The sequence below is a fragment of the Cupriavidus sp. Agwp_2 genome (genome assembly GCF_040784895.1).
Lineage (GTDB): Bacteria > Pseudomonadota > Gammaproteobacteria > Burkholderiales > Burkholderiaceae > Cupriavidus.
This window is the reverse complement of the sequence record NZ_CP088083.1, coordinates 1,911,272-1,936,595: the sequence shown is the minus strand read 5'-3', so window position 1 is coordinate 1,936,595 and position 25,324 is coordinate 1,911,272. Positions and strand designations below refer to the sequence as shown.

Sequence of the window (25,324 nt, the reverse complement as noted above, 5' to 3'; positions counted from 1 at the left end):
TCCTGACCGGAGGGTTGTTACATGCTCGCTTTTCAGCTTGGCCTGTTGCCGCTGATCATCCTTATTGCCGTGATCGTGCTGATCGCCAAGGGCATCAAGATCGTGCCGCAGCAGCACGCCTGGGTGCTCGAGCGACTGGGGCGCTACCACGCGACGCTGACCCCGGGGCTGTCGATCGTGGTGCCGTTTGTCGACCGCGTCGCTTACAAGCACGTGCTCAAGGAAATCCCGCTGGACGTGCCCAGCCAGGTCTGCATCACCAAGGACAATACGCAGCTGCAGGTGGACGGCGTGCTGTACTTCCAGGTGACCGACCCGATGAAGGCATCCTACGGCTCGAGTAATTTCGTGGTGGCGATCACGCAGCTGTCGCAGACTACGCTGCGCTCGGTGATCGGCAAGCTGGAGCTGGACAAGACCTTCGAGGAGCGCGAGTTCATCAACCACAGCGTGGTCAACGCGCTCGATGAAGCCGCCGCCAACTGGGGCGTCAAGGTGTTGCGCTATGAGATCAAGGACCTGACGCCACCCAAGGAGATCCTGCACGCCATGCAGGCGCAGATCACCGCCGAGCGCGAGAAGCGGGCGCTGATCGCCGCGTCCGAGGGCAAGCGCCAGGAACAGATCAACCTGGCCACGGGCGCGCGTGAAGCGGCGATCCAGAAGTCGGAAGGCGAGCGGCAAGCCGCGATCAACAAGGCGCAGGGCGAGGCGGCGGCGATCCTGGCAGTGGCAGAGGCCAATGCCCAGGCGATCCAGAAGGTGGGCAACGCCATCCGCAGCGAAGGCGGCATGGATGCGGTCAACCTGAAGGTGGCCGAGGAGTACGTCGCCGCGTTCGGCAACCTGGCCAAGCAGGGCAATACGCTGATCGTGCCCGGGAATATGGGCGAGATGAGCAGCATGATTGCGTCAGCGCTGCAGATCATGAAGGGGCAGAAAGCCGCCGCCTGATCGGGGCAGGTGCGGGCGGGGCGGCGCTACTCCTTGGTGTCGCCCTTCATGATGCGCGCCTTCTCGCGCTGCCAGTCGCGCTGCTTTTCGGTCTCGCGCTTGTCGAACTGCTTCTTGCCCTTGGCCAGGCCGATCTCGCACTTTACGCGGCCGCGCGTGTAGTGCAGGTTCAGCGGCACCAGCGTGTAGCCGCGTTGCTCGACCTTGCCGATGAGTTTCTTGATCTCGTCGGCCTTGAGCAGCAGCTTGCGCGTGCGCACCGGGTCGGGAGTGACGTGCGTGGAGGCGCTCTGCAGCGGGCTGATATGGGCGCCGATCAGGAACATCTCGGCGTCGCGCACCACCACGTAGCCTTCCTTGATCTGGACGCGGTTGGCGCGGATCGCCTTGACTTCCCAGCCTTCCAGCACCATTCCGGCCTCATATCGCTCTTCGATGAAGTAGTCGAAAAAGGCCTTCTTGTTGTCTGCAATGGTCATGCGTGCGGGTAGGGGAACAATGGGTGAAAGCGGGCCGGATCACTGCAGTGCCGCATGGCAAGGTGCCGCCAGCGACCGGCGTCGGCTAAAATCGGGATTCTAGCAAACCAGCCCCGGCACCGGCCGATGTCCTGGCACGATACGCGCGGGGCATGGCCGGGGGCCAGATTTCTTAATACATGGCAGACGTCCATAAATCCGTGCTGCTCGGCTATTCCGCCGCGCAGATGTACGACCTGGTCACGCGCGTGGAGGACTATCCCAAGTTCCTGCCATGGTGCGGTGGCGTGGAGGTGTTCGAGCAGACCGAAACCACGCTCGACGCCAAGATCCACATTCATTTCAAGGGCATCCAGCAGTTTTTCCACACCCGCAATACGCAGGAGCGCCCGACCCGCATCGACATGACCTTTGCCGATGGGCCGTTCAAGACCTTCAATGGCGCGTGGCGCTTTACGCCACTGCGCGAGGACGCCTGCAAGATCGAATTCCACCTGCATTATGAGTTTTCGAGCCTGCTGCTCGAAAAGCTCATCGGCCCGGTGTTCAGCATGATCGCCAATACGTTCGTCGATGCCTTCGTCAAGCGCGCCGAGGTGGTATATGGCGCCAACTGAGAGCGCGGGCACCGTGCATGTCGCGGTGTGCTATGCGCGGCCCGATGCGGTATTCCTGAAGGAGATCGACGTGCCCGCGGGCACCACGATCGCCGCGGCCATCGTCGGCTCGGGGCTGCAGCAGGCATGTCCGGAAGTGGATCCGTCGACCATGCGGGTGGGCATCTTCGGCAAGCTCAAGACGCCCGAAACGGTGGTGCGCGAGGGTGATCGCGTGGAGGTGTACCGGACGCTGACGGCCGACCCCAAGCAGGCGCGGCGCAAGCGCGTGCAGAAGCTGCGCGAGGGCGGGGCGCGTGAAGGCCAGAAATGGCTGCGCGGCAACGGCTGAGCCGCCACGCTTGCACCCAGGCGGCGACCTGACGGCAAGAACGGGGCTGGATGCCCCGTTTTTGCTTCCACTCAAGTGCAGTTCTTTTCGAGGCTGGCGCTGGTCTTGACCAGTTCGGCCTGGCGCTGCTCGCTGTTCAGGTGCTGCAGCGAGCCGTCCGGACCCGCCACCGCCGCGCGCATCCCTTGCTGCAGGCCGTTGGCATAGTTGCGCAACTGGGCGCAGCGGGCGTCGCGCTCGGCGGTCTCGCCTTCCTTGCGTGCCTCTTCCGCGGCGGCTTTCAGGCGGGATTCGCGGCGCTTCTGGAACGCCTCTTCCGCCGTCGGCGGCGGGGCATCCTTGGTCTTGCTGGAGGCCCTGGTGGGGGCTGGTGCGGCCACGGGCGGCTTGGCGCTTTCCGCGCCGGCCGCCTCTGCCGGCCGGTACTCGCCGGCAGGGCGGCCAGGGGCGCGCAGCACGCTGGCCGCCGCGTCGGACGGCGGCACGTCACTGTAGACCATGCGGCCGTTGGCATCGCGCCATTGCCAGTAGGCATGGGCGGGGGCCGGGGCGGCAACGGTGACGGCGGCGGCAAGCAGGCACAGCACGGACGATCGTGTCATGGCGAGGCGTCTCAAAGTGGCTGGTAAGGAACGGATGCGGCTGGAAGACTGCTGGGCCGCCGGCTGCGCGCGAGGCAATGCCGCGGCACGTCTGCCGCGGGCGATGGCTTGGCGCCTGAGCATGGCGCCGGGTTGACCCTGGTATTTCTGTTCTGATGTGGCGCGTGTGACCTCCGCGCCATCGTCCGCTAGTCTACGCAGACTTGTCGCTGGCGTGCAAGCGCACCGACCAGGCCACGCCGACCATCAGCAACACAATGGCGGCGATTTCCAGCGGCCGCGGCCAGCGGTGATCGAAGACAAAGCCGTAGGCCAGCGCGAACAGCGTCTCGAACACAATCATCTGGCCCGACAGCGTCAGCGGCAGGCGCCGGCTGGCGATATTCCACAGGTTGTTGCCGATCAGCGACGCGCCCAGCGCCACCGCGGCGTTGACCATCCAGAACCACCGCCAGTCGCGGCCGCTGTCGCCGGAAGTGAGGGCGTCGCCCGCTGCCAGCCAGCCGATAACGGCCAGCACGGCCGATACCGCGCCGGTCGACAGCCCGTACAGTGCCGACCATTCATTGCCGCTGTAGTGCGGGTTGCGCTGCAGGTAGCGCGCGTTGTCGACCGCGTAGAGCGTCCAGCAGACCAGTGCCCCGGCGGCGCAACAGACGCCGGCGAGCTTCTGCCAGACTGGCCGTACGGCGTCGCCGGCCGCGGCGGCATGTGCGCTCTGGCCGCCGCCGAACAGGTCGATGTTGATGCAGGCGATGCCCGCGGCCACCACCAGCAGCGGCCACAGCAGCCGCGACAGCGGCACCGCGCCGTGGTCGCGCCGGCCCATGATGGTGACCGTGATCGGCAGGATGCCGATGATCAGCGAAGTCGGTCCGACCCCGGCCAGTTGCACGCCAAAGGCGAGCAGCACGTAGTAGAGCAGGTTTCCGGTAAAGGCCTGGCGCAGCAGCGCCACGCAGTCGGCGCGGGTCAGCTTGCGGGCGATGCGCTTCATCAGCGGCAGGGCGGCAACAAGCGCTACCAGGCCATACGCCAGGTAGCGCCCGATGGCCAGCTCCCACGGCGAGAACACCGGCAGCAGCTTGGGCGCAATGAAGACCATGCCCCAGAACGCACCCGCCAGCAGCCCGCACAATACGCCGATTCCCATACTTCGCTACGCCCGACTAAAAAGACGACGAGCATAGCAGACGGCACTCCCGAAAACCGTTGCCGTGCATCAGCGTGGCGCGCATTCCTGTATAATTCGCTTTTGCGCCTAGAGGATTTGCTATGCGTCTTGTCCAGAAAGCACTCACATTCGATGACGTGCTGCTCGTCCCGGCCTATTCGGCCGTTCTTCCCCGGGATGTTTCCCTCCGCACTCGCCTGTCCCGTTCGATCGAACTGAACATTCCGCTGGTGTCCGCTGCCATGGACACGGTGACGGAGGCACGCCTGGCGATCTCCATGGCGCAAGCCGGTGGCATCGGTATCGTCCACAAGAACCTGAAGCCCGCTGACCAGGCCCGCGAAGTGTCGCGCGTCAAGCGCTACGAGTCGGGCGTGCTGCGTGATCCGATCACCATTTCGCCGGACATGAAGATCCGCGATGTGATCGCGCTGTCGCAGCAACACGGCATTTCGGGCTTCCCGGTGCTGGAAGGCAAGACCGTCGTCGGCATCATCACCAACCGTGACCTGCGTTTCGAGGAAGAACTCGACGCCCCGGTGCGCGCCAAGATGACCCCGCGCGAGAAGCTGGTGACCGTGGCCGAAGGCGCACCGCTGGAAGAAGCCAAGCGCCTGATGAACCGCCACCGCCTGGAGCGCGTGCTGGTGGTCAACCAGGCCTTCGAGCTGCGCGGCCTGATCACGGTGAAGGATATCCAGAAGGCGGTCGATAACCCGCTGGCGAGCAAGGACGACCACGGCCAGCTGCGCGTAGGCGCCGCAGTCGGCGTGGGTCCGGACAACGACGAGCGCGTCGAACTGCTGGTGAAGGCCGGCGTCGACGTGATTGTGGTGGATACTGCGCACGGCCACAGCCAGGGCGTGCTGGATCGCGTGCGCTGGGTCAAGCAGAACTTCCCGCAAGTGCAGGTGATCGGCGGCAATATCGCCACCGGCGACGCCGCCCGTGCGCTGGTCGAGCATGGCGCCGATGGCGTCAAGGTCGGCATCGGCCCGGGCTCGATCTGCACCACCCGTATCGTGGCAGGCGTGGGCGTGCCCCAGATCACGGCCGTCTCCAACGTGGCCGAGGCGCTCAAGGGCACCGGCGTGCCGCTGATCGCAGACGGCGGTATCCGTTACTCGGGCGATGTGGCCAAGGCCCTGGCGGCCGGCGCCCACACCGTGATGATGGGCGGCATGTTCTCCGGCACCGAAGAAGCGCCGGGCGAAGTGTTCCTGTACCAGGGGCGCTCGTTCAAGAGCTACCGCGGCATGGGCTCCGTCGGTGCGATGAAGGACGGCGCTGCCGACCGCTACTTCCAGGAAGACAACACCGCCAACGTCGACAAGCTGGTCCCCGAGGGGATTGAAGGCCGCGTGCCCTACAAGGGCTCGGTGATGGCCATCATCCACCAGCTGACCGGTGGCGTGCGTGCCTCGATGGGCTACTGCGGCAGCAAGTCGATCGCCGACTGGCACGAGAATGCCCAGTTCGTCCAGATCACGGCAGCCGGCATGCGTGAGTCGCACGTGCACGACGTGCAGATCACCAAGGAAGCGCCGAACTACCATATCGACTGACGCGCAACGGTTGCGCCCGCCGTCCGCCGCGGCGGCGGTGCGCTACCCGAGATTATCGAGACCAGGGCGTGCGAGGTCCGGTGCGATGCACGCAGCGCCGCCCTGGCCTGACCGGAATCCTATCCGGCCCCGACCCTGGCCCCCGGCCGCGCGCCACGCCGGCGTTGCCTGTCCCGGTGAGCCTTGCTGGCAGCCGCACCAACTGCCGCACCACCGGCTGCATCACCGGCTGCATCACCGGCGGGGCCCAAGACGAGGAGCGCCAATGAAGGTGTTGCTGCGAGCCGTGCTGTTTCTGGATGCCCTGGTGGACCTGCTGCTGGGCGTCCTGCTGTTGCTGTCCCCGTTCACCACGCTGTACGCGGCGCTGCAACTGCCGCAGCCGCAACCCGCGCTGTTCGGGCAACTGCTGGGCGTGGCGCTGGTCGGCCTGTCGGTGCTGCTGTGGCAGGCCGCATTCAACGGCCAGCTGACGGTGCCGGTGGCGCGCACGGCCGGCTATGTGAACCTGGCCAGCGCGATGCTGATCATTGCCTGGATGGTGTTCCTGGAGCTGCCGCTCGAAGGCGCCGGCAAGATCTGGCTGCCGACCATGGCCGTGGTGCTGCTGTTTTTTGCCGCGGTGCAGATTCCCGCGGCGAAACGCGTGCGCGTGCGCGAGCGCCAGCTGAAGATGGAACGCGCGCTGAAGGAACAGGAAACCACGAAGGAACCCGGCGTCGCCCCCGCGGCGCGCTCAACGAATACCCCAGAATACCGGCGCGAGCCGGTCATCACGCCGCCGCCGGGCTATGGCCCCGGCACGGAAGTCGTGACCGACCCCGCAACGGAAGACACGCCATCGGCCCATCATGCACGACAAAATCCTCATTCTTGATTTCGGCTCGCAGGTCACGCAGCTGATCGCCCGCCGCGTCCGCGAGGCGCACGTCTACTGCGAAATCCACCCGAACGACGTCTCCGACGACTTCGTGCGCGAGTACGCGCCCAAGGCCGTCATCCTGTCAGGCAGCCACGCCAGCACCTATGAAGACCACCAGCTGCGCGCGCCGCAGGCGGTGTGGGACCTGGGCGTGCCGGTGCTGGGCATCTGCTACGGCATGCAGACCATGGCCGTGCAACTCGGCGGCAAGGTCGAGTGGAGCGACCAGCGCGAGTTCGGCTATGCCGAGATGCGCGCCCACGGCCATACCAATCTGCTCAAGGACATCGAGGACTTCCGCACGCCGGAAGGCCACGGCATGCTCAAGGTCTGGATGAGCCACGGCGACAAGGTTACCGGCCTGCCGCCGGGCTTCAAGCTGATGGCGTCGACCCCCAGCTGCCCGATCGCCGGCATGGCCGACGAAGCGCGCGGCTACTACGCCGTGCAGTTCCACCCCGAGGTCACGCATACCGTCAAGGGCCGCCAGATGCTCGAGCGCTTCGTGCTGGAGATCGCCGGCTGCAAGGCTGACTGGGTCATGCGCGACCACATCGAGGAAGCCGTCTCCAAGATCCGTGAACAGGTCGGCGACGAAGAGGTGATCCTGGGCCTGTCGGGCGGCGTCGATTCGTCCGTGGCCGCGGCGCTGATCCATCGCGCCATTGGCGACCAGCTCACCTGCGTCTTCGTCGACCACGGCCTGCTGCGCCAGGACGAAGGCAAGATGGTGATGGAGATGTTCGCGGGCCGCCTGCACGCCAAGGTCGTGCATATCGATGCCTCCGAACAGTTCCTCGGCCACCTGGCCGGCGTGACCGACCCCGAGCAGAAGCGCAAGATCATCGGCCGCGAGTTCGTCGAAGTGTTCCAGGCCGAGGCCAGGAAACTGACCAACGCCAAGTGGCTGGCGCAAGGCACGATCTACCCGGACGTGGTGGAGTCGGGCGGCACCAAGACCAAGAAGGCCACCACGATCAAGAGCCACCACAACGTCGGCGGCCTGCCGGAAACGCTGGGCCTGAAGCTGCTGGAACCGCTGCGCGACCTGTTCAAGGACGAAGTGCGCGAGCTGGGCGTGGAACTGGGCCTGCCGCCGGAAATGGTCTATCGGCATCCGTTCCCGGGCCCGGGCCTGGGCGTGCGCATCCTCGGCGAAGTCAAGCGCGACTACGCCGACCTGCTGCGCCGTGCCGATGCCATCTTCATCGAAGAGCTGCGCAAGACCATCGCCACCGAACAGGACGCCGCCGCGGGCCTGTGCGAGCCGGCTCAGGTCGGCAAGAGCTGGTACGACCTGACCAGCCAGGCGTTTGCCGTGTTCCTGCCGGTCAAGTCGGTGGGGGTGATGGGCGATGGCCGCACCTACGACTATGTCGTGGCGCTGCGCGCGGTGCAGACCACTGACTTCATGACCGCGCACTGGGCGCATCTGCCGTACGCGCTGCTGGGACGTTGCTCGAACCGCATCATCAACGAAGTGCGCGGCCTGAACCGGGTGGTGTACGACGTGTCGGGCAAGCCGCCGGCGACGATCGAGTGGGAGTGAAGCCGGGTTCCTCGGAAACCGGCCGTCGACAAGCTGTCGTAACGTATTGAGTTTCAAGAAAATACGTCGCGGTAGCGGGCGACGGGCTTTCGCCGCCCAGCGGAACAGGCTGGTGGCGACTACCGTCTCACCGGCGATCGGGAGAGGCTCACCACTGGCCGCTATGGGCCGGCCGGCATTTCGCCGGCCCTGGCCCGCGAAATGCTGCTGGATGCCAACAAGGTGTCGTCCCGTCCCAGTCCCCGCGCAAGAGAAGCAGCGCGAGACATGCGATCTGGACGATCCCGAAGCAGCGGTCGAAAGGGCGCAACCAGCCCGCGGACTACTGTGCGCCACGCGCCAGAGATAGAGTCCAACCCGTGCATTCCACATTGGCGTAAAACGAGGGAAGTTAGTCCTTCAAGCCGAAGTTCGATCTCCTATTATCACATCCATCGTGTACGATTAAAACGTAAGCGATATATGTGCCTCGGCAAACGGGGCATTGCTCAACCAATGTGAGGAAATCATCATGGCTAACCAACTCGATCAAGTAATCTACACGGCCCACACCCACGTTACCGGCGGCCGCGAAGGCGCCGGCCGTTCCAGTGACGGCGCCATCGACGTCAAGCTGAGCACGCCCGGTTCGGGCCGGCCCGGTACCAATCCCGAACAACTGTTCGGCATCGGATATTCAGCCTGCTTCATCGTTGCCGTCGAAAGTGCCGGCAAGCAACTGGGTGTCAGGCTGCCGAAGGACGCGGCCATCGACGCCGAGGTGTCGCTGGGCAAGACTGACGGCGGCGCCAACTATGCCCTCGGAGTGACGCTGAAGGTCAGCTTGCCGGGCCTGGACGCGGCCGTGAAGAGGCAACTGGTGGAAACCGCCCACCAGACCTGCCCATACTCGCGCTCCCTTCGCGGCAACGTCGACGTGCAGTTCGAGATTCTGTAAGCAGCGTGCGGCGTTCAGGACGCCGAGATGAGTCGCAGGACGCGAACGTCCCTCGCGCCAACCCGTACCGCGTCCGCGTCTTCATTGTGAACCGCCCCTGGACCCGCACAACCGCAATCCATACTCTTGAACGAGAAACTGCAATGACCCTGCTCATCAAGACGCTTGCCGTAGTCGCGGCGGGCACCTTGCTCGCTACGAGCGCCTTCGCCCAGAGCGCGAAGGACATCAGCGGCGCTTCACCATACGTCGCGGTCGAGAATGAACCCGCCCCGAAGTTGATCGTGGATCCCCCGCTTCCGGAGGGGCTGGCCCACGGCATCTTCTGGGCGCAGTACCGAGTGGAGAACTTGCGCATCGCACCCGTGTTCGGGCCGGCGGCTGCCAAGGTATCTCCACGCATCGGGCATCTGCACATCACGGTCGACGACCTGCCATGGTGGTGGGCGGATCCGAGCGACAACAACACCGTCGACATAGCGGGGCTGCCGCCCGGCCAGCACAAGGTGAAGGTCTCGCTGGTTGACGCCAATCACAACGTGTTTCCCGGACAGGTGGTGACACTGGCGTTCACCGTGCCTGAGGGCGCGAAAACGCACTCGCATTAAGGCTGGGCACGAGGACGTGAACGCGCGCTTGACTAGTCCGCGTCCTCACTACCGTATCCATCAGCAAAACCAAAATTCCCCAGCAGCCAGCCGTTCACGTCAGAGACGAATCTGCTGCATGTCGCGAGCGGGCCGCTCGCTTCAACGCCTGGGGCGGTTGGCCGAAGACGCGCAGAAACGCCCGCCTCATTCGTTCCGGGTCGGAAAAGCCAGTTTCACTCGCGATGCGCTCGATCGTGAGTCGATCCGCCTCGACAAGAATGCGAGCCGTTTCCGCTCGCAACCGTTCGACGGCGCGCGCGGGAGGTTGACCGGTGTTCAACCGGAACTCGCGGCTGAAGTGGCGCGGGCTCATGTGGACGGCATGGGCGAGCCGCTCCACCGACAGGTCTTCGCGCAGGTGGTTCTTGGCGTAGGTCAGTGCCGCCTGGATGCGATCGGACTTGGATTCCAGCTCCGACAGCGTCGAGAACTGGGACTGCCCACCCGAGCGCCGATGGTGAACGACCAGCTGTCTTGCGACCGCCCTCGACACATCATGGCCCAGGTCGCCCTCCACCAGCGCCAGCGCGAGGTCGATGCAGGCGGTCATCCCGGCCGAGGTCCAGACGGTGCCATCGCGCACGAAGATCCGGTCTTCTTCGACCCGGATCGACGGATAGCGCCGCTGAAGCTCCCGCGCATGGGCCCAATGCGTTGTCACGCGACGGCCTTCCAGGATCCCGGCCTCGGCCAGGACGAAAGCGCCGGTGCAAATGCTGGCCATCCGGCGAGTGGGCTCGAGCGCACGCGCGAGCAGCCGCAGGAGTCTGGGCGATGACGGCTGCGGCGTGGTCGCGCCGGCCATGATGAGCGTGTCATAGATGTTCGGATCGAGCGCAACCGTCTGAACGGCCGTGCCCATCGAGCTTTTCACCGCACCGCCACACTCGGAGACGACATGGATGTCGTAAGCCGCCTTGGGTGCGGCCAGGTTAGCCATCTCGAACACGGAGACCGCCACTATGTCCAGGATCTGGAAGCCGGGGAACACCACGAGTCCGATGCGTTTCATGCTGGCCTAAAACGAGGGAAGTTGGTAATTTGAGCTATAGCCTAGGCTCCTATCCTTAGTCTGTCAAAGACATCCATTGCTTCCCATCCGCCCCTCGGGGCATAGGACATTCAAAGTAAAGGAGGAACCGTCATGCGTGGTGCGCGCAAGATCGCGGGTCTGATGTTATGCCTGCTGCTGGGCGTGGGGAGCGCCGGCGCGGCGAGCGTGGAAACCTATGCCGGGTTGTGCGATGCGTCGGCCGGCTTTGCGCTCGGTGCCAGTCACTTCGTGGTGGTGGACAACGAGCACAACGTGCTGACCCTGTACAAGAACGGGCAGGCGCGGCCGGTTCGGGACTTTCCGCTGCACGCCTTCCTCGGCACCGGCGAGGATGACGATTCCGACCTCGAGGCCGCAGCGGTGGTGGGTGACCGCGTCTACATCGTCTCCTCGCACGGGCGGACGTCCGGGGGCAAGGAAAAGGGAAGGCGCCATCGATTCTTCGCGGTGGACATCGATCCGGCACGGCTGTCGGTATCGCCGGTGGGCAAGCCGTACAAAAAGCTGCAGCGAGATCTGCTGGCAACACCGGCGCTGGACGATCTGCGGCTGAAGGCAGCCGCGAAGCTGCCGCCCGAGCAGCGTGATGGCTTCAATATCGAAGGGCTGGCCGCCGCGGACAGCGGCCTGCTGATCGGATTCCGCAATCCGCTGGTCGGCGGCAAGGCGATCCTCGTGCCGCTGGACAACCCCGCTGCCGTGATCAAGGGCAAGGCCGCGCGCTTCGGCGCGCCGATCCTGATTGACCTCGGCGGCCGAGGCATTCGTGGTATCGAGCGGGTGGGCAAGGAATACGTGATCGCCGCCGGGCCGGTGGCCGACGACGGGACGTTCGCGCTGTACCGGTGGTCTGGCGCCAGCTCGGATGCGCCCGTGGCATTCAGTACGGACGCTATCGCCGGCATGAAGCCCGAGGGCCTGTTCGAGCTGCCGGGCACGACGGCTGTCCGCATCCTCAGTGACGACGGCGATGTGCGGTACGGCGAGCGAATATGCAAGGACGTGCCGGCTGCCCGCAAGCAATTCCGCTCCGTCGTCGTCACGCCATAGGCATCAGCCCGGTACGTCGGTCGCCTGCAGTGTCTATAGCGCCGCAGCCGAAATTGGCGTGGCAGGTGCCGAACCGTGCGCAGGCGGGCAGGCTCCTCGCTGCGCCTGGTTCGGCAGCATCGCGCACATGGCGCAGAAATCGGCGCCCGGATGCGCGCTGCCTTTCTATGCTGGAAAGTAGCGTGGAGACGCATTCCCGAGGATGGCAAAGCCATGAACGACAATGCAGCCCTGGCCGGCCGGATCCTGGAGGCCGCTGTGATGCTCGGCGAGCGCAGCGGCTGGGACGCCCTGCATCTGCATGATGTCGCCGACGAGATGGGCATCGGCCTGGACGAGATCCATCGGCATTACCGGCAGAAGGACGACCTGGCCGAAGCGTGGTTCGAGCGCGCGGACCTTGCGCTGGTGCGCGCGTCCGCGCGTGAAGGCTGGGGTGCCCTGTCCCACCGCGAGCGGCTGGAGCAGGCCATCCTCGCCTGGCTGGAGGCGCTGGCCCCGCACCGGCGACTCACTGCCCAGATGCTGCGCTACAAGCTGCAGCCGGAGCACGTGCATCTGCAGGTGCAGGGCCTGCTGCATATCAGCCGCACCGTGCAGTGGCTGCGGGAAGCTGCCCGCCTGCCAGAATCCGGCTGGCGCCGCGAAGTGGGGGAGGTCGTGCTGACCGGCATCTTCCTCTCAACTTTCGGCTGCTGGCTGCGCGACCATTCACCCGATGCCGGCCGCACGCGGGCCTGGCTCGATCGGCAGCTGCGCTGCGCCGAGCGCCTGGCCTTGCGCCGTCCTGGCGACACCGGAGCCCGGCCCGGATGGACACGATCACCCACGCCTTGATGGGCGCGCAGGTTGCGCTGGCCGTCCCCATGGACGAGGCTCCCGGCCGGCGCCTCCGCACTTGCGATCGACTGCTGCTTGGCGCTGCCGCCGGAGCCTTTCCGGATACTGATTTCCTGGGCTTCCTGGTCCATCCGCTGCGTTTCCTGGCCCAGTGGCATCAGGGGCCGACGCATTCGCTGCTGCTGCTTCCAGCCTGGGGCGCATTGCTTGCCGGACTGTTCTGCCTGGTGACGCGCCGGCGCCAGGCCTGGCGCGAAGCGCTCGCCGTCAGTTGCCTCGGCGTGGCCAGCCACATCGCGCTGGACCTAATCACCGTCTATGGCACCCGCATCTTCTATCCCGGCTCCGAACGGCGCTTCAGCCTCGGCACCACCTTCCTGTTCGATCCGCTGCTGAGCGGTATCGTGGTGTCTGGCCTGGGCCTGGCACTTTGCCTGCCGCTGCAGCGGCGTGCACGGGCAGCGCTGGCGAGCATGGTGCTGCTGTGCGCCTATGTCGGCGTCCAGGGCGTGCTCAGGCAACGTGCGCTGGAACTGGCGAACGAATCCTTGCATGCTGCCGGTATCCGGGCGCAGGGCGTAAACGCGCTCCCCCAGCCGTTTTCTCCATTCAACTGGAAGCTGATCGCCCGCGCAGGGACGGACTACCATGTTGCCCACGTCAACCTGGCCGGGCATTCTGCATGGGTGCCGCCATGGCGGGTGCTGGGGCGCCTGCCCGCGATGGCCAGGGCCTATGTGCCGCCCGCGCGCATCGCGTGGACGCAGCGGCCGCAGCTGCCGCAGGCGCGGGCTGAGCGGGCGCTCGCATGGCAGCTCTGGGCGCGGCCGGACTTTGCCGATTTCAGGCGGTTTGCAGTCTATCCGGCCATTTCCGCCATGACCGCGATGCCGGCAACACCGCCGCCGGGCGAAACGGCCGCCTGCGTCTGGTTCACCGACCTGCGCTATGACCTGCCCGCGGTGGAAGACATCTTCCGCTATGGCTATTGCCGCGACCGTGCGCAGGCACCATGGGGGTTGTACCGGCTTGCCTATTTCAGCCAGGACCAGCGCCAGCGCCTCGACTAGCATGGCGCCGCTGCAGCGCGGCGATTGGCGCACCGGGGCGCCACCAGAACCTGTCAACCCCTGTCATGACTTGACAGTTGCGTTGAGACGCTCAGGCAGCCGCAGCCAGCGTGGGATAGTCGGTCAACCCGCGCGCATCGCCGCCGAACAGCGTGTCGCGGTCATGCATGTTGAGCGGTGCGCCGTGCCGCAGGCGCTCAGGCAGATCGGGGTTCGCGACGAATGGCCTGCCGAAGGCGACCATGTCGGCCCAGCCTTCATCCAAAGCCGTGCGCGCGCGTTCGCCGGTGTACTTGCCGGCGTAGATCAGCACGCCGGGAAAGGCCGCGCGTAGTTGCTGCTTGAACGCGACCGGCATGTGCGGCGCGTCGTCCCAGTCCGCTTCGGCGATGTGCAGGTAGCCGATGCCGATCTCGCCGAGCAGTTTCGCGGCGGCGGTGTAGGTGGTCTCCGGATCCGCGTCGACGCAGCCATTAAGCGTGGTCAGCGGTGCCAGCCTGATGCCCACGCGCTGCCTGTCGCCAGTGCCCGCGATCAGCGCGCGCGTCACCTCGTCGAGGAAGCGCAGGCGGTTTGGCAGCGAGCCGCCATAGGCATCGGTGCGGTCATTGGCCCCGGAGTCGATGAACTGGTTGACCAGGTAGCCGTTGGCGGCGTGCAGCTCGACGCCATCGAAGCCTGCCGCCATCGCATTGCGCGCCGCCTGCCGGTACTGCCCGAGGATTTCCCGGATCTCTTCCACGCTGAGCGCGCGCGGCTTCGATGCCTGGACGAATCCGGGGCGGCCGTCGTTGTCGGCGATAAACACGTTGACGCCTTCAGCTTGCAGCGCAGACGACGATACTGGCGATTGCCCGCCAAGCAGGCTGCTGTGGCTGAGGCGGCCCACATGCCACAACTGCGCGAAGATGCGCCCGCCCGCGGCATGCACGGCCTCGGTGACCTTGCGCCACCCTGCGATCTGCTCGTCGGTGTGGATGCCGGGTGTCCACGCATAGCCTTTGCCGAGCGGCGAGATCCACGTGCCTTCGCTGACGATCAGGCCGGCGCCGGCGCGCTGCGCATAGTACTCGGCCATCAGCGCGTTCGGGACGTCGCCAGGCTGGCTGGCCCGCGAACGCGTCATCGGTGGCATCACGATACGGTTGGGCAGGGCCAGGCCGCCGAGGGGCAGCGGCTGGAACAGGGGATCGAATGCGGTTTGGTCAGTCATCATGGGTCTCCATCGCCAGTGCCGCGGCACCGGCGGAATCAAGGGTTGGCGCCGTCAGTCCCACACCGGGGCCAGGCCCTCGGGGCTCACTTCACGGCCGTTGCGTTCGAGCGCAGCGATCTTCAGCATGTCGGTTTCCTCCAGGCGCAGGTCGCGGGCCAGCAGGTTGCTGGCGAGGTTCTCTCGCTTCGTTGACGACGGGATGACCGCATAGCCAAGCTGCAGCGCCCAGGCCAGCACCGCCTGTGCCGGCGTGGCGTCGTGCTTGCGTGCGATCTCGGCGATGACCGGGTCGTTCAGCACCTTGCCGTAAGCCAGCGTCATGTACGAGGTCACGGCGATGCCCTGGTCCTTCAGGAACGCAGTCAGCTTGCGGTTCTGCAGATACGGGCTGAGTTCGATCTGGTTGGTGGCAATGGCATCCTTGCCGACCGCGGCGATGGCCTGCCGCGTCAAATCGATATTGAAGTTCGAGATGCCGATCTGGCGCGTCAGCCCCAGTGCCTTGGCCTCGGCCAGCGCGGCCATGTACTCGGGCAGCGCGACGCCGTTGCCCGGCGCCGGCCAGTGGATCAGCGTCAGGTCGACATAGTCGGTGCGCAGCTTGGCCAGGCTGTCGCGCAGGCTGGGCACCAGCTTGTCGGCGGCGTAGTTTTCCACCCAGATCTTGGTGGTGACGAACAGATCGCCGCGCGGCACGCCGCTCTCGGCGATGGCCTGGCCGACGTCGGCTTCATTGCCGTAGATCTGCGCGGTGTCGATGGCACGATAGCCGAGGTCCAGCGCGGTGCGCACCGAATCGATCACGGTCTGGCCGGTCAGGCGGAACGTGCCGACGCCGAAGGAAGGGATGCTCATGGAATGACTCCTTGGTTCAGAGGATGGGACAATTCAGGATTCAGATGGATTGGCTCAGGCCGCGGCCGGTTGTGCCATCGGCGCCTGCTTGTCCAGGTAACCGGACAGCACGGTCAGACCGAACGCCGCCAGTGTCACCAGCGCGGCGATCCACGGCGTATGCGCCAGGCCCAGGTGGCCGACCACCAGCGCGCCGCCCCAGGCGCCGCCGGCCACGCCGAGGTTGAACGCGGCGATGTTGAAGCCGGCGGCGACGTCGATGGCGTCGGGCGCGACCTTCTCGGCCTGCTGCACCACGTACACCTGCAGGCCAGGCACGTTGCCGAAGGCCACGGCGCCCCAGGCCAGCACGGTCAACACCACCAGCCATTTGTTCGGCGCGGTGAAGGTCAGCACCAGCAGTACCGCCGCCAGCAGCAGGAAGATCGTCTTCAGCGCGCTGACCGCGCCCTTGCGGTCGGCCAGGCGCCCGCCCCAGACATTGCCCGCCGCGACCGAGATGCCGTAGGCCAGCAACACCAGGCCGACCATGTCCGGCTGGAAGCCGGCGATGTCCTGCAGGATCGGCGCCAGGAACGTGAAGGCGATCAGCGAGCCGCCATAGCCGACCGCCGTCATGGCGTAGACCAGCAGCAGGCGCGGTTGCAGCAGCACGCGGGCCTGCCGCAGCAGCGGTGCCGGCGGGGTGTGCGGGATCTTGCTGGGCACGAACACGAGTGCACCAACCAGCGCCACCACGCCGAACGCCGACACGGCAAGGAAGGTGGCATGCCAGCCGAAGTGCTGGCCAATGAAGGTGCCGAGAGGAATGCCGGTGACGAAGGCCACTGTCATGCCGCTGAACATGGTGGCGATGGCACTGGCGGCCTTGTCGCGCGGCACCAGCCCGGTGGCGATGATCGAACCGACCGAAAAGAACACGCCGTGTGCCAGCCCGGTCAGTACGCGCGCCACGATCAGCGTGTCGTAGCCGGGCGCCTGCCAGGCGACCAGGTTGCCAACGGTGAACAGCGCCATCAGCCCGACCAGCAGCGGCTTGCGCGGCAACCGGCCGGTGAGCGCGGTCAGCAGCGGGGCGCCGATGGCGACGCTCAGCGCATACAGGCTGACCAGCAGGCCGGCCGACGGCAAAGTGACGCCAAGGTCAGCCGCGATAGTCGGAATCAGGCCGACGATGACGAATTCCGTGGTGCCGATGGCGAAGGCCGCCAGGGTCAGGGCGAGCAGTGCGAGGGGCATGTCTGCGATCCGGGTTGCGTTTGAACGGGTGGACAGGGAATGGATCGCAGTGTGACGGCTTTACATTTGCAGAAAAAGCCGTGTATAAGCCAAATACATTTGATTTGAAATCAACAATGAAGACCACCCTCGATGAAATGCAGGCGTTCGTCGCGGTCGTCGACACCGGCTCGATCACGGCGGCAGCCGACCACCTCGGGCTGACCATCTCGGCGGCCAGCCGTACCCTGGGCCGGCTGGAGGAAAAGCTGCAGACCACGCTGCTAAGGCGCACCACACGCCGGCTGGAGCTGACGGAGGAAGGCGCTGCGTTCCTGGAGCAGGCCCGCGCCATCCTTGCCTCGGTGGACGCCGCGGAAGAGCAGATGGCGGCGCGCCGGATGCAGCCCGTGGGGCGTCTGCGTGTCGATGCCGCCACGCCGTTCATGCTGCATGTGATCGTGCCGCTGGTGGATGGCTTCCGTGCCCGCTATCCGCAGGTGGAACTGGAGCTGAATTCGAACGAGGGCATCATCGACCTGATCGAGAAGCGGACCGACGTGGCCTTCCGCATTGGCGCGCTGAAGGACTCGACGCTGCATGCGCGTCCGATCGGCAGCAGCCGCGTGCGCGTGCTGGCCAGCCCGGCTTACGTGCAGCGGCATGGCACGCCGGCAACGCCGGGCGACCTGGCCGGGCACGCGCTGCTCGGCTTCACCCAGCCTGAGTCGCTTAACGACTGGCCGCTGCGCGACGAGCGTGGCGAGCGCGGCGATGCGGTGCATATCAAGCCGACGATCGCCTCGTCCAGCGGCGAAACCCTGCGCCATCTGGCGCTGGCGGGGCTCGGCATCGTATGCCTGTCGGATTTCATGACGCGAGACGATCGGCGCAGCGGGCGGCTGGTGCCGCTGTTCGGCGCGCAGTCGCTGGATATGCGCCAGCCGATCAACGCGGTTTACTACCGGAACACTACGCTCGCTTCGCGCATCACCTGCTTTGTCGACCATGTGGTCGAGGCGCTGGGCAGGCGGCCGTTTGACGAGTAGGGCGTCGCGATCCTTCAGATCCCGCCCAGCAGGTCGTGCGCGTCGACGATCGCATAGGCGATCTCGGGGTGCTGTTCCATGCTGCGCCGGATCGCCGCGGGAATGGACTGGCGGATCTTGCGGCACAGGCCCGGCTGTTCCTGCACCTGGATATTGATGCCGCGCACCGTCTTCACGCCACGCGCGCTGGGGGTGATGGTCAGCACGATGCCAAGCTGGGCCTGCATCAGGCCCTCCATGCGGCGTAGCTCGGCCAGGCTGGTGAGGTTCTCGAGCCGTTCGACCAGGCGCTTTTCTTCCTGGCGGGTGAGCCGTAGCACGCGCAGGTCGGCGTTGGGGTCACTCATAAGCGCTTCGCGCCCGCAGATGCAGGCGCCTGGCGGGCACTCCTCGCGAAGGGGGAACGGCGCATTCATGTGGGGGCGCGGCGGTGGCCCCGGCGGAATCCGGGGCGATGGCCGGATATGTTAAATCAGGTTGCCGGCCCGCGGCGCTGACACTGTTGTGTTGCCCTCGGATGCGGCAAGGGACGCCGGCACTGGCTGCAAGAATGCGGAGGCTTTCTGCGGCAAAGGCCGATCCGTTCTATGCTCGCGGCAGGCTGCCCAGGCCGACCCTCAACGACCACGACAACACAAGCCTCACCAGGAGACTCCATGGCACTCTCGATGTACGACGTATCGATCCCGCCGTTTATCCGCGCGCTCGGCAACCTTGCCGCGGTCCTCGACAAGGGCGCGGCGCACGCGCAGGCGCAGGGCATGGACCCGGCCGACCTGATCCAGACCCGGCTGATCGCCGACATGGATCCATTGTCGGCGCAGATCCAGCGCGCCAGCGACGCGGCCAAGGGGTGCGCGGCGCGGCTGGCGGGGATCGAGGTGCCGTCGTTCGCCGACACCGAAACCACCTTCGCCGAACTGCAGGACCGGATCGCGCGCACCATCGTGTTCCTGGAGCAGGTCACGCCGGCGCAGCTCGAGGGCAGCGAAAAGCGCGTGATCGAGCTGAAACTGCGGCAGGGGCCGGTGACGTTCGACGGCAAGTCGTACCTGCTCGGGTTTGCGTTGCCCAACTTCTATTTCCACGTGACCACGGCCTACGACATCCTGCGCCACAAGGGCGTGCAGATCGGCAAGCGCGACTACCTGGGGCTCAGGTAAGGCGACGCGGCAAGCCGGCGGGCGGCGCACGCGTCACGCCGGTCCTCACGCCGGCCGCCATGCCGGCACTAATCGAAAACCCTTAGCCCTCTGGTATACTTGTCCGTTGTCCGAACCGCGTCCGGAGCGGCCGGACGCAGCCTGCGACAGGCCACAGGGCGGATCCTCCGGCAGTGCCCGGAGCCCGGCACGGGAAACCCGGTGCTCCCCGCCCGCGCTGCCAGCGATGGCCACGATCGTGCGCCGCCTGGGGTGGCATCGGTCCCGCCGAATGCATCCGAGCGATCCGCCATGACTGGCCCCTGGCCTTGCCCAACCATACCAAGACACCCGGCCAGCCCGAAGGCTGCCGAAAATCCGTTTACGGTCCCAGAGAGACCCCACGCATGACATACGCCGTCAAGGAAATCTTCTATACGCTGCAGGGCGAGGGCGCCAACGCCGGCCGCGCCGCGGTGTTCTGCCGCTTTGCCGGCTGCAACCTGTGGAGCGGCCGCGAAGAGGACCGGGCCAGCGCCGTGTGCCAGTTCTGCGACACGGACTTCGTCGGCACCGATGGCACGCGCGGCGGCAAGTACCGTACTGCCGAGGAACTGGCCGCGGTGGTCGCCTCGGAATGGCCGCAGGGCGCTGGTGGCAAGCCGCTGGGCAAGCCGCTGGTGGTGTGCACCGGTGGCGAGCCGCTGCTGCAGCTTGATGCACCGCTGATCGATGCGCTGCATGCGCAGGGCTTCGAGATCGCCATCGAGACCAACGGCACCATCGCCGTGCCGCCCGGCATTGACTGGGTTTGCGTGAGCCCCAAGATGGGTTCCGAACTGGTGGTCAGGCGCGGGGACGAGCTCAAGGTCGTGATCCCGCAAGCGGACCAGGATTTTGTCGCATACGAGCAGCTTGATTTCCAGCATTTCCTGGTGCAGCCCATGGACGGCCCGCTGCAGCGTGAAAATACCGCCGCCGCGGTGGACTTCTGCCAGCGCCATCCGCGCTGGCGGCTGTCGCTGCAGACCCATAAGCTGCTGGGCATCCGCTGAGCGCGGCTTTTGCCCTGGGTGTTGTCCCGGGTTTTGCCCAACCCGCGGCAAACGTACACAATAGAGGCTTCGGGCGCACGCGCGGCGCCCGTCCAACGCAGGCGGCCGGCACGGCGCCGCTACACATGAGCAAACAAGTTTCCATTACCCGCCGGCTGGAGTTCGACTCCGGCCACCGCATCCCGAACCACTGCGGCCAGTGCCGCAACATCCATGGCCACCGCTATCGCCTTGACCTGACGCTGTCGGGCGAGGTGCTGCATCGCGAAGGTGCCTCGGATGACGGCATGATCCTGGACTTCGGCGACATCAAGGCGCTCGCCAACGAGCACCTGGTCAACAAGTGGGACCACGCCTTCCTGATCTACCGTGGCGACACCGCGCTGCTGAACTTCCTGCAATCGATGGAAGGGCACAAGACCGTGGTGCTGGATGCGATCCCCACCGTCGAGAACCTGGCCCAGGTCGCCTTCGACATCCTGGCGCCGGTGTTCAAGGACTGTTTCGGCCACCACCTGCAACTGACCAGGCTGGTGCTGTTCGAGACCCCCAATTGCTGGGCCGAAGTCAGCGCCCCGGCGGTGCTGCCGGCGCAAGACTGAGCCAGCCGATGCCAGAGACGCCGCCGCTGCCGCTGCGCGCCCCGCGCGCGCTGCCCGACGATCCGGCCGAGGCCGCCGCGCGCGATGCGCACTATATGCGCGCCGCGCTGGACGAAGCGCGCCTGGCCGAGGCTGCCGGCGAAGTGCCGGTCGGCGCCGTGGTGGTCTGGAACGACACCATCATCGCGCGCGGCCACAACCTGCCGATCCGCTCGGTCGATCCCTCCGCGCATGCCGAAATGCAGGCGCTGCGCGCCGCCGCGCAGGTGATCGGCAACTACCGCATGCCCGAGTGCGAGCTGTACGTGACGCTGGAACCTTGCGCGATGTGCAGCGGTGCGATCCTGCATGCGCGGCTGCGCCACGTGGTGTTCGGCGCCACCGATCCCAAGACTGGCGCCGCCGGCAGCGTGCTCAACCTGTTCGAGCATGCGCAGCTCAACCACCAGACCACCATCGCCGGCGGGGTGCTGGCCGATACCTGCGGCCAGATGCTGAAGGATTTCTTCGGTGCCCGCCGACGCGCGCAGAAGGCCGCGCGCGACGCTGGCGGAACTGAACCGGGCTGCACCTGCCCAACCCCTCCCGGTCAGAACAACGCCACCGACACCACCGACACATGAGTACGCCGAACAACAGGCCGCCGCATACCGAAGTCCGACTGATCGCCTCGTCCGGCTATCCGCACGACGTCGCCGTCGCGGCGCGCGGCGTTGCCTGGCTCAAGCAGCACGGCTATCACACCACCAACCCGGACGTGCTGGCCCGGCGCTACCTGCGCTTCGGCGGCACCGACACGGAGCGGCTGGCCGACCTGCATGCCATCGGCACCGGCGTGCCGCATGAGCTGACGCTGGCAGTGCGTGGCGGCTACGGTATTGCGCGGCTGCTGGCGCAAGTGGACTTTGCCCGCATTGCCGAACAGGCGCGTGCCAGCGCCACGCCCATCGTCGGCCACAGTGACTTCACTGCCTTCCAGCTCGCTTACCTGGCTGCGACCGGCGGCATCACCTTTTCCGGACCGATGCTGCTGGCGGACTTTGGCGCGGACAGCGTCGATCCGTATATGTGGGAGCACTTCGAGGGCATCCTGCGCGATCCGGCCTACCAGATCGATGTGGCGGCGCCCCAGTCCGGTGGCCAGCCGTTCAGCGGCGAGGTGGCCGGCACGCTGTGGGGCGGCAACCTGGCGATGCTGTGCAGCCTGCTGGGCACGCCTTTCATGCCGCGGGTCGAGGGCGGGGTGCTGTTCCTGGAAGACATCAACGAGCCGCCGTACCGGGTCGAGCGCATGCTCGTCCAGCTGCAGCAGGCCGGCGTGCTGGACGCGCAGCGCGCCATCGTGCTGGGTGACTTTTCCAACTATCGCGTCACCGACTACGACAACGGCTATGACATGGAAGCCGTGGTGGCCTACCTGCGCGACCAGCTGCCAGTGCCGGTGCTGACCGGCCTGCCGTTCGGCCACTGCGCGCGCAAGCTGACGCTGCCGGTGGGCGCACAGGTGCGGCTGGCCGCACGTGCCGATGGGTTCTCGATGGCGTTTTCCGGCTATCCGGTGCTGCCGCCGGCGGCCTGAGCCCCGCACGCCAGGCGCGACCGCCCCACACCGCACATCAAGCCGCATCCGGGTGCAAGGAATGCATCTGGATGGTAGACTATGCGGTTATTTCCTGACTTCCTGCCGGGTTCTCGCAAGAACCGGGCGCGGCCCCTGCCGCATCGCCAGCCATGGCCCCGGAATGCTCCGGCCGGCGCGATGCCTCCCTGGCAAGGCCGGCCCCTGAACGGCATGAAGTGCACCCCGGTGCAACAACCTGCGCAACGCGGCCGGTGCCGCGGCGCTACATTCTCCAGACAAGGTTCCAGACGTGCTTTCTACCGCAAACATCACCATGCAGTTCGGCCCCAAGCCGTTGTTCGAGAATATCTCGGTCAAGTTCGGCGAGGGCAACCGCTACGGCCTGATCGGCGCGAACGGCTGCGGCAAGTCCACCTTCATGAAGATCCTGGGCGGCGACCTCGAGTCGTCGGCGGGCAACGTCATGCTGGAGCCGGGCATCCGCCTGGGCAAGCTGCGCCAGGACCAGTTCGCCTATGAAGACATGCGCGTGCTGGACGTGGTGATGATGGGCCACACCGAGATGTGGGGCGCCGCGCAGGAGCGCGATGCCATCTACGCCAACCCGGAAGCGACCGACGAAGACTACATGAAGGCCGCCGAGCTGGAGGCCAAGTACGCCGAGTACGACGGCTACACCGCCGAGGCGCGCGCCGGCGAACTGCTGCTGGGCGTGGGCATCCCCACCGCGCAGCACCAGGGCCCGATGAGCGACGTCGCGCCGGGCTGGAAGCTGCGCGTGCTGCTGGCGCAGGCACTGTTCTCGAACCCGGACGTGCTGCTGCTGGACGAACCGACCAACAACCTGGACATCAACACGATCCGCTGGCTGGAAACCGTGCTCAACGAGCGCAACTCCACCATGATCATCATTTCCCACGATCGCCACTTCCTGAACTCGGTCTGCACGCACATGGCCGACATGGACTACGGCACGCTCAAGGTCTACCCGGGCAACTACGACGACTACATGGAAGCGTCGATGCAGGCCCGCGAGCGCCAGATGGCCGCCAACGCGCGCGCCAAGGAGCGCATCAGCGAACTGCAGGACTTCGTGCGCCGCTTCTCGGCCAACAAGTCCAAGGCACGCCAGGCCACCTCGCGCGCCAAGCAGATCGAGAAGATCAAGGTCGAGGACATCAAGCCGTCGTCGCGCCAGAACCCGTTCATCCGTTTCGAGTTCGAGAAGAAGCTGCACAACCTGGCGGTCGAGGTGGAGAACGTCACCAAGAGCTACGACCGCAAGATCATCAACAGCCTGTCGATGGCGATCCAGGCCGGCGAACGCGTCGCCATCATCGGCGAAAACGGCGCGGGCAAGACCACGCTGCTGCGCAGCCTGTTGAGCGGCGCGGTGCAGACCGGCGTGCAGCGCGGCGTGGAAGTCGACCGCGGCCAGGTCAAGTGGGCCGAGAACGCTAACGTCGGCTACATGCCGCAGGACACCTACGAGGAATTCCCTGCTGACCGCGACGTGATGGACTGGATGAGCCAGTGGACGCAGGCCGGCGACGACGAGACCTCGCTGCGCGGCACGCTGGGCCGGCTGCTGTTCTCGGCGGACGACATCAAGAAGAACGTCAAGGTGCTGTCCGGTGGCGAGAAGGGCCGCATGATCTGGGGCAAGCTGATGCTGGGCCGCCACAACGTGCTGGCGCTGGACGAGCCGACCAACCACATGGACATGGAGTCGATCGAATCGCTGCAGATCGCGCTGGACAAGTTCTCGGGCACGCTGGTCTTCGTTTCGCACGACCGCGAGCTAATCAACGGGCTGGCCACGCGCGTCATTGAAGTGCGCACCGACGGCACGCTGACCGACTACCTGGGTACGTATGACGAGTACCTGCAGTCGCAGGGGATCGTCGGCTGAGTCTGACGCATGCCCATGGAAAAGGCCGCCTTCCGAGGCGGCCTTTTTGCTGTCTGGCGCGCCGGCTTACGCTCAGCCGGCTGCCGCGGGGATGTCTTGTGCGATCGTCTCCAGTTCACGCAAGATCGCATGCGCCGTGATTTCGCCCTTGGCCCTGAGCAGCGCCGCATGCAGTGACTCTCGCAGGGCCAGCAGCGCTGGAAGGTCCTGCGCCTTTTCCACCTTGACCTGCAACATATAGCCGCGCAGGCCCAGGTGCTGGCCGATGACCTCGGTGTAGAAGTGATACAGGCGCTGGAAGGCGTCGATCTCGGCGGCGGAGTGCGTCGGCTGCGTCGGCGTCGCCGAGTCAGGGATCGCCGCTGGCTCGGCTGCCGGCGCGTGTCGCATGGCGTACACCGAAAACAGGTTGGTATCCGCCGTGGTTGCCGAAGTGCGTGCCGGGGCTTCCGGAGCGACAGCGGCCGCTGCCGGTGCCGCCTCAGGCACTGGCTCGACCAGCCCTTCGGCGGCCAACATGTCCATGGCCTCGGGTCCCACGCCCATGCCTGCCACCTGCGCCAGCAGGTCTTGCCCGCGGCGCTCGCCATTGACCATCAACAGCAACGCGCGCAGCTTGTGGTCCAGCTTGCGCGCGCGTGTCCTGATCTCGTCATGTCCCGCGTCGGTCTTGCGGTAGATCGGATCGACCATGTCTCGCTCCCTTGTTATGCCGGCCGTCCGTGCGAGCATCCCGTTTGCGGGTGCGGCCGATTATCGCCATTTGAAAAGAGCGGCTGGCGCGGGGGTTGCCAGGGCTGGAAACATAGCCTCCAAACCGCTCTACAATGTGCGTGCACCATAAAAGTAACAAAAAAAAACCAGTTGCCCATCCGTCAAACTCCGCACCAACCGAGAAC

27 protein-coding genes are annotated in these 25,324 nt (G+C 66.2%); 18 read left to right on the top strand and 9 right to left on the bottom strand.

Annotated elements, in window-relative coordinates; all coding sequences use genetic code 11:
* Window positions 1-21: 21 nt before the first annotated feature.
* The gene (locus LPA45_RS08955; RefSeq protein WP_317919603.1) at window positions 22-954 is read left to right on the top strand and encodes an SPFH domain-containing protein; all 933 of its coding nucleotides are present in this window, start codon (window positions 22-24) and stop codon (window positions 952-954) included.
* A 26-nt stretch (window positions 955-980) separates the two neighbouring features.
* Here LPA45_RS08955 and smpB read toward each other — a convergent pair whose 3' ends face one another.
* Window positions 981-1,433: an SsrA-binding protein SmpB gene (gene smpB, locus LPA45_RS08950; RefSeq protein WP_116320661.1), complete on the bottom strand. Its 453-nt coding sequence runs from the start codon at window positions 1,431-1,433 to the stop codon at window positions 981-983.
* A 179-nt stretch (window positions 1,434-1,612) separates the two neighbouring features.
* Between smpB and LPA45_RS08945 the strand changes: the two genes are divergently transcribed.
* Window positions 1,613-2,050: a type II toxin-antitoxin system RatA family toxin gene (locus tag LPA45_RS08945; RefSeq protein WP_116320662.1), complete on the top strand. Its 438-nt coding sequence runs from the start codon at window positions 1,613-1,615 to the stop codon at window positions 2,048-2,050.
* On the top strand, window positions 2,037-2,381 hold the full coding sequence (locus LPA45_RS08940; RefSeq protein ID WP_116320663.1) for an RnfH family protein: 345 nt from the start codon (window positions 2,037-2,039) through the stop codon (window positions 2,379-2,381). The genes LPA45_RS08945 and LPA45_RS08940 overlap by 14 nt, the downstream gene beginning before the upstream one ends.
* A gap of 71 nt (window positions 2,382-2,452) precedes the next feature.
* Here LPA45_RS08940 and LPA45_RS08935 read toward each other — a convergent pair whose 3' ends face one another.
* Window positions 2,453-2,983 carry a DUF4124 domain-containing protein gene (locus LPA45_RS08935; RefSeq protein ID WP_317919604.1) on the bottom strand — a complete coding sequence of 177 codons (531 nt, stop codon included), beginning with the start codon at window positions 2,981-2,983 and terminating at the stop codon, window positions 2,453-2,455.
* Between the two features lie 193 nt (window positions 2,984-3,176).
* Window positions 3,177-4,136: a DMT family transporter gene (locus tag LPA45_RS08930; protein ID WP_116320665.1), complete on the bottom strand. Its 960-nt coding sequence runs from the start codon at window positions 4,134-4,136 to the stop codon at window positions 3,177-3,179.
* 122 nt (window positions 4,137-4,258) lie between these two features.
* On the opposite strand from LPA45_RS08930, the gene guaB reads away from it, so the two are divergent.
* The 5 genes from guaB (at window position 4,259) to LPA45_RS08905 (ending at window position 9,738) form a co-directional block, all read left to right on the top strand.
* Complete coding sequence (gene guaB / locus LPA45_RS08925) at window positions 4,259-5,722, top strand: IMP dehydrogenase (protein ID WP_116320666.1); 1,464 nt, start codon at window positions 4,259-4,261, stop codon at window positions 5,720-5,722.
* A 265-nt stretch (window positions 5,723-5,987) separates the two neighbouring features.
* A complete protein-coding gene (locus tag LPA45_RS08920; protein ID WP_317919607.1) occupies window positions 5,988-6,599 on the top strand; it encodes a hypothetical protein in 612 nt (203 codons plus the stop codon).
* On the top strand, window positions 6,574-8,193 hold the full coding sequence (gene guaA, locus LPA45_RS08915; RefSeq protein WP_116320668.1) for a glutamine-hydrolyzing GMP synthase: 1,620 nt from the start codon (window positions 6,574-6,576) through the stop codon (window positions 8,191-8,193). The genes LPA45_RS08920 and guaA overlap by 26 nt, the downstream gene beginning before the upstream one ends.
* Window positions 8,194-8,704: 511 nt before the next feature.
* Window positions 8,705-9,130: an organic hydroperoxide resistance protein gene (locus tag LPA45_RS08910; RefSeq protein ID WP_116320669.1), complete on the top strand. Its 426-nt coding sequence runs from the start codon at window positions 8,705-8,707 to the stop codon at window positions 9,128-9,130.
* A gap of 143 nt (window positions 9,131-9,273) precedes the next feature.
* Window positions 9,274-9,738: a DUF6130 family protein gene (locus LPA45_RS08905; protein WP_317919610.1), complete on the top strand. Its 465-nt coding sequence runs from the start codon at window positions 9,274-9,276 to the stop codon at window positions 9,736-9,738.
* Between the two features lie 94 nt (window positions 9,739-9,832).
* Here the strand turns inward: LPA45_RS08905 and LPA45_RS08900 are convergent, their stop codons facing one another.
* Window positions 9,833-10,792, bottom strand: coding sequence for a GlxA family transcriptional regulator (locus tag LPA45_RS08900; protein WP_317919611.1), 960 nt, complete (start codon window positions 10,790-10,792; stop codon window positions 9,833-9,835).
* A gap of 132 nt (window positions 10,793-10,924) precedes the next feature.
* Between LPA45_RS08900 and LPA45_RS08895 the strand changes: the two genes are divergently transcribed.
* From LPA45_RS08895 to LPA45_RS08885, 3 genes are all read left to right on the top strand, one after another.
* Complete coding sequence (locus LPA45_RS08895) at window positions 10,925-11,884, top strand: DUF3616 domain-containing protein (RefSeq protein ID WP_317919613.1); 960 nt, start codon at window positions 10,925-10,927, stop codon at window positions 11,882-11,884.
* A 213-nt stretch (window positions 11,885-12,097) separates the two neighbouring features.
* Entirely contained in the window at window positions 12,098-12,721 is a 624-nt protein-coding gene (locus LPA45_RS08890) for a TetR/AcrR family transcriptional regulator (RefSeq protein WP_317919615.1), read from the top strand.
* Window positions 12,697-13,794 (top strand): metal-dependent hydrolase, encoded by a 1,098-nt coding sequence (locus LPA45_RS08885; RefSeq protein ID WP_317919617.1) that lies wholly within the window; start codon window positions 12,697-12,699, stop codon window positions 13,792-13,794. The genes LPA45_RS08890 and LPA45_RS08885 overlap by 25 nt, the downstream gene beginning before the upstream one ends.
* A gap of 91 nt (window positions 13,795-13,885) precedes the next feature.
* Here LPA45_RS08885 and LPA45_RS08880 read toward each other — a convergent pair whose 3' ends face one another.
* From LPA45_RS08880 to LPA45_RS08870, 3 genes are read right to left on the bottom strand one after another with little or no spacing between them, the layout of a single operon-like run.
* A complete protein-coding gene (locus LPA45_RS08880; protein WP_376790644.1) occupies window positions 13,886-15,007 on the bottom strand; it encodes an alkene reductase in 1,122 nt (373 codons plus the stop codon).
* Between the two features lie 54 nt (window positions 15,008-15,061).
* Window positions 15,062-15,865 (bottom strand): 2,5-didehydrogluconate reductase DkgB, encoded by an 804-nt coding sequence (gene dkgB / locus LPA45_RS08875; RefSeq protein ID WP_317919620.1) that lies wholly within the window; start codon window positions 15,863-15,865, stop codon window positions 15,062-15,064.
* Window positions 15,866-15,919: 54 nt separating this feature from the next.
* Entirely contained in the window at window positions 15,920-17,104 is a 1,185-nt protein-coding gene (locus tag LPA45_RS08870; protein ID WP_317919621.1) for an MFS transporter, read from the bottom strand.
* Window positions 17,105-17,220: 116 nt separating this feature from the next.
* Here LPA45_RS08870 and LPA45_RS08865 point away from each other — a divergent pair, with 116 nt between their 5' ends.
* Window positions 17,221-18,132: a LysR family transcriptional regulator gene (locus LPA45_RS08865; protein WP_317919623.1), complete on the top strand. Its 912-nt coding sequence runs from the start codon at window positions 17,221-17,223 to the stop codon at window positions 18,130-18,132.
* A gap of 14 nt (window positions 18,133-18,146) precedes the next feature.
* Here the strand turns inward: LPA45_RS08865 and LPA45_RS08860 are convergent, their stop codons facing one another.
* Window positions 18,147-18,548 (bottom strand): hypothetical protein, encoded by a 402-nt coding sequence (locus LPA45_RS08860; RefSeq protein WP_317919625.1) that lies wholly within the window; start codon window positions 18,546-18,548, stop codon window positions 18,147-18,149.
* Between the two features lie 240 nt (window positions 18,549-18,788).
* Here LPA45_RS08860 and LPA45_RS08855 point away from each other — a divergent pair, with 240 nt between their 5' ends.
* From LPA45_RS08855 to LPA45_RS08830, 6 genes are all read left to right on the top strand, one after another.
* Window positions 18,789-19,295, top strand: coding sequence for a DUF1993 family protein (locus tag LPA45_RS08855; RefSeq protein WP_116320679.1), 507 nt, complete (start codon window positions 18,789-18,791; stop codon window positions 19,293-19,295).
* Between the two features lie 386 nt (window positions 19,296-19,681).
* Window positions 19,682-20,329 (top strand): 7-carboxy-7-deazaguanine synthase, encoded by a 648-nt coding sequence (gene queE, locus LPA45_RS08850; RefSeq protein ID WP_317919627.1) that lies wholly within the window; start codon window positions 19,682-19,684, stop codon window positions 20,327-20,329.
* Between the two features lie 125 nt (window positions 20,330-20,454).
* A complete protein-coding gene (locus LPA45_RS08845; protein WP_010809539.1) occupies window positions 20,455-20,931 on the top strand; it encodes a 6-carboxytetrahydropterin synthase in 477 nt (158 codons plus the stop codon).
* A gap of 8 nt (window positions 20,932-20,939) precedes the next feature.
* A complete protein-coding gene (gene tadA, locus LPA45_RS08840) occupies window positions 20,940-21,554 on the top strand; it encodes a tRNA adenosine(34) deaminase TadA (protein WP_317919632.1) in 615 nt (204 codons plus the stop codon).
* Complete coding sequence (gene ldcA / locus LPA45_RS08835) at window positions 21,551-22,510, top strand: muramoyltetrapeptide carboxypeptidase (protein ID WP_317919634.1); 960 nt, start codon at window positions 21,551-21,553, stop codon at window positions 22,508-22,510. Before tadA ends, ldcA begins: the two co-directional genes overlap by 4 nt.
* A 292-nt stretch (window positions 22,511-22,802) precedes the next feature.
* Window positions 22,803-24,425 (top strand): ABC-F family ATPase, encoded by a 1,623-nt coding sequence (locus LPA45_RS08830; protein WP_367394497.1) that lies wholly within the window; start codon window positions 22,803-22,805, stop codon window positions 24,423-24,425.
* Window positions 24,426-24,497: 72 nt separating this feature from the next.
* Here the strand turns inward: LPA45_RS08830 and LPA45_RS08825 are convergent, their stop codons facing one another.
* Window positions 24,498-25,118 carry a hypothetical protein gene (locus tag LPA45_RS08825; RefSeq protein WP_317924677.1) on the bottom strand — a complete coding sequence of 207 codons (621 nt, stop codon included), beginning with the start codon at window positions 25,116-25,118 and terminating at the stop codon, window positions 24,498-24,500.
* Window positions 25,119-25,324: the final 206 nt, after the last annotated feature.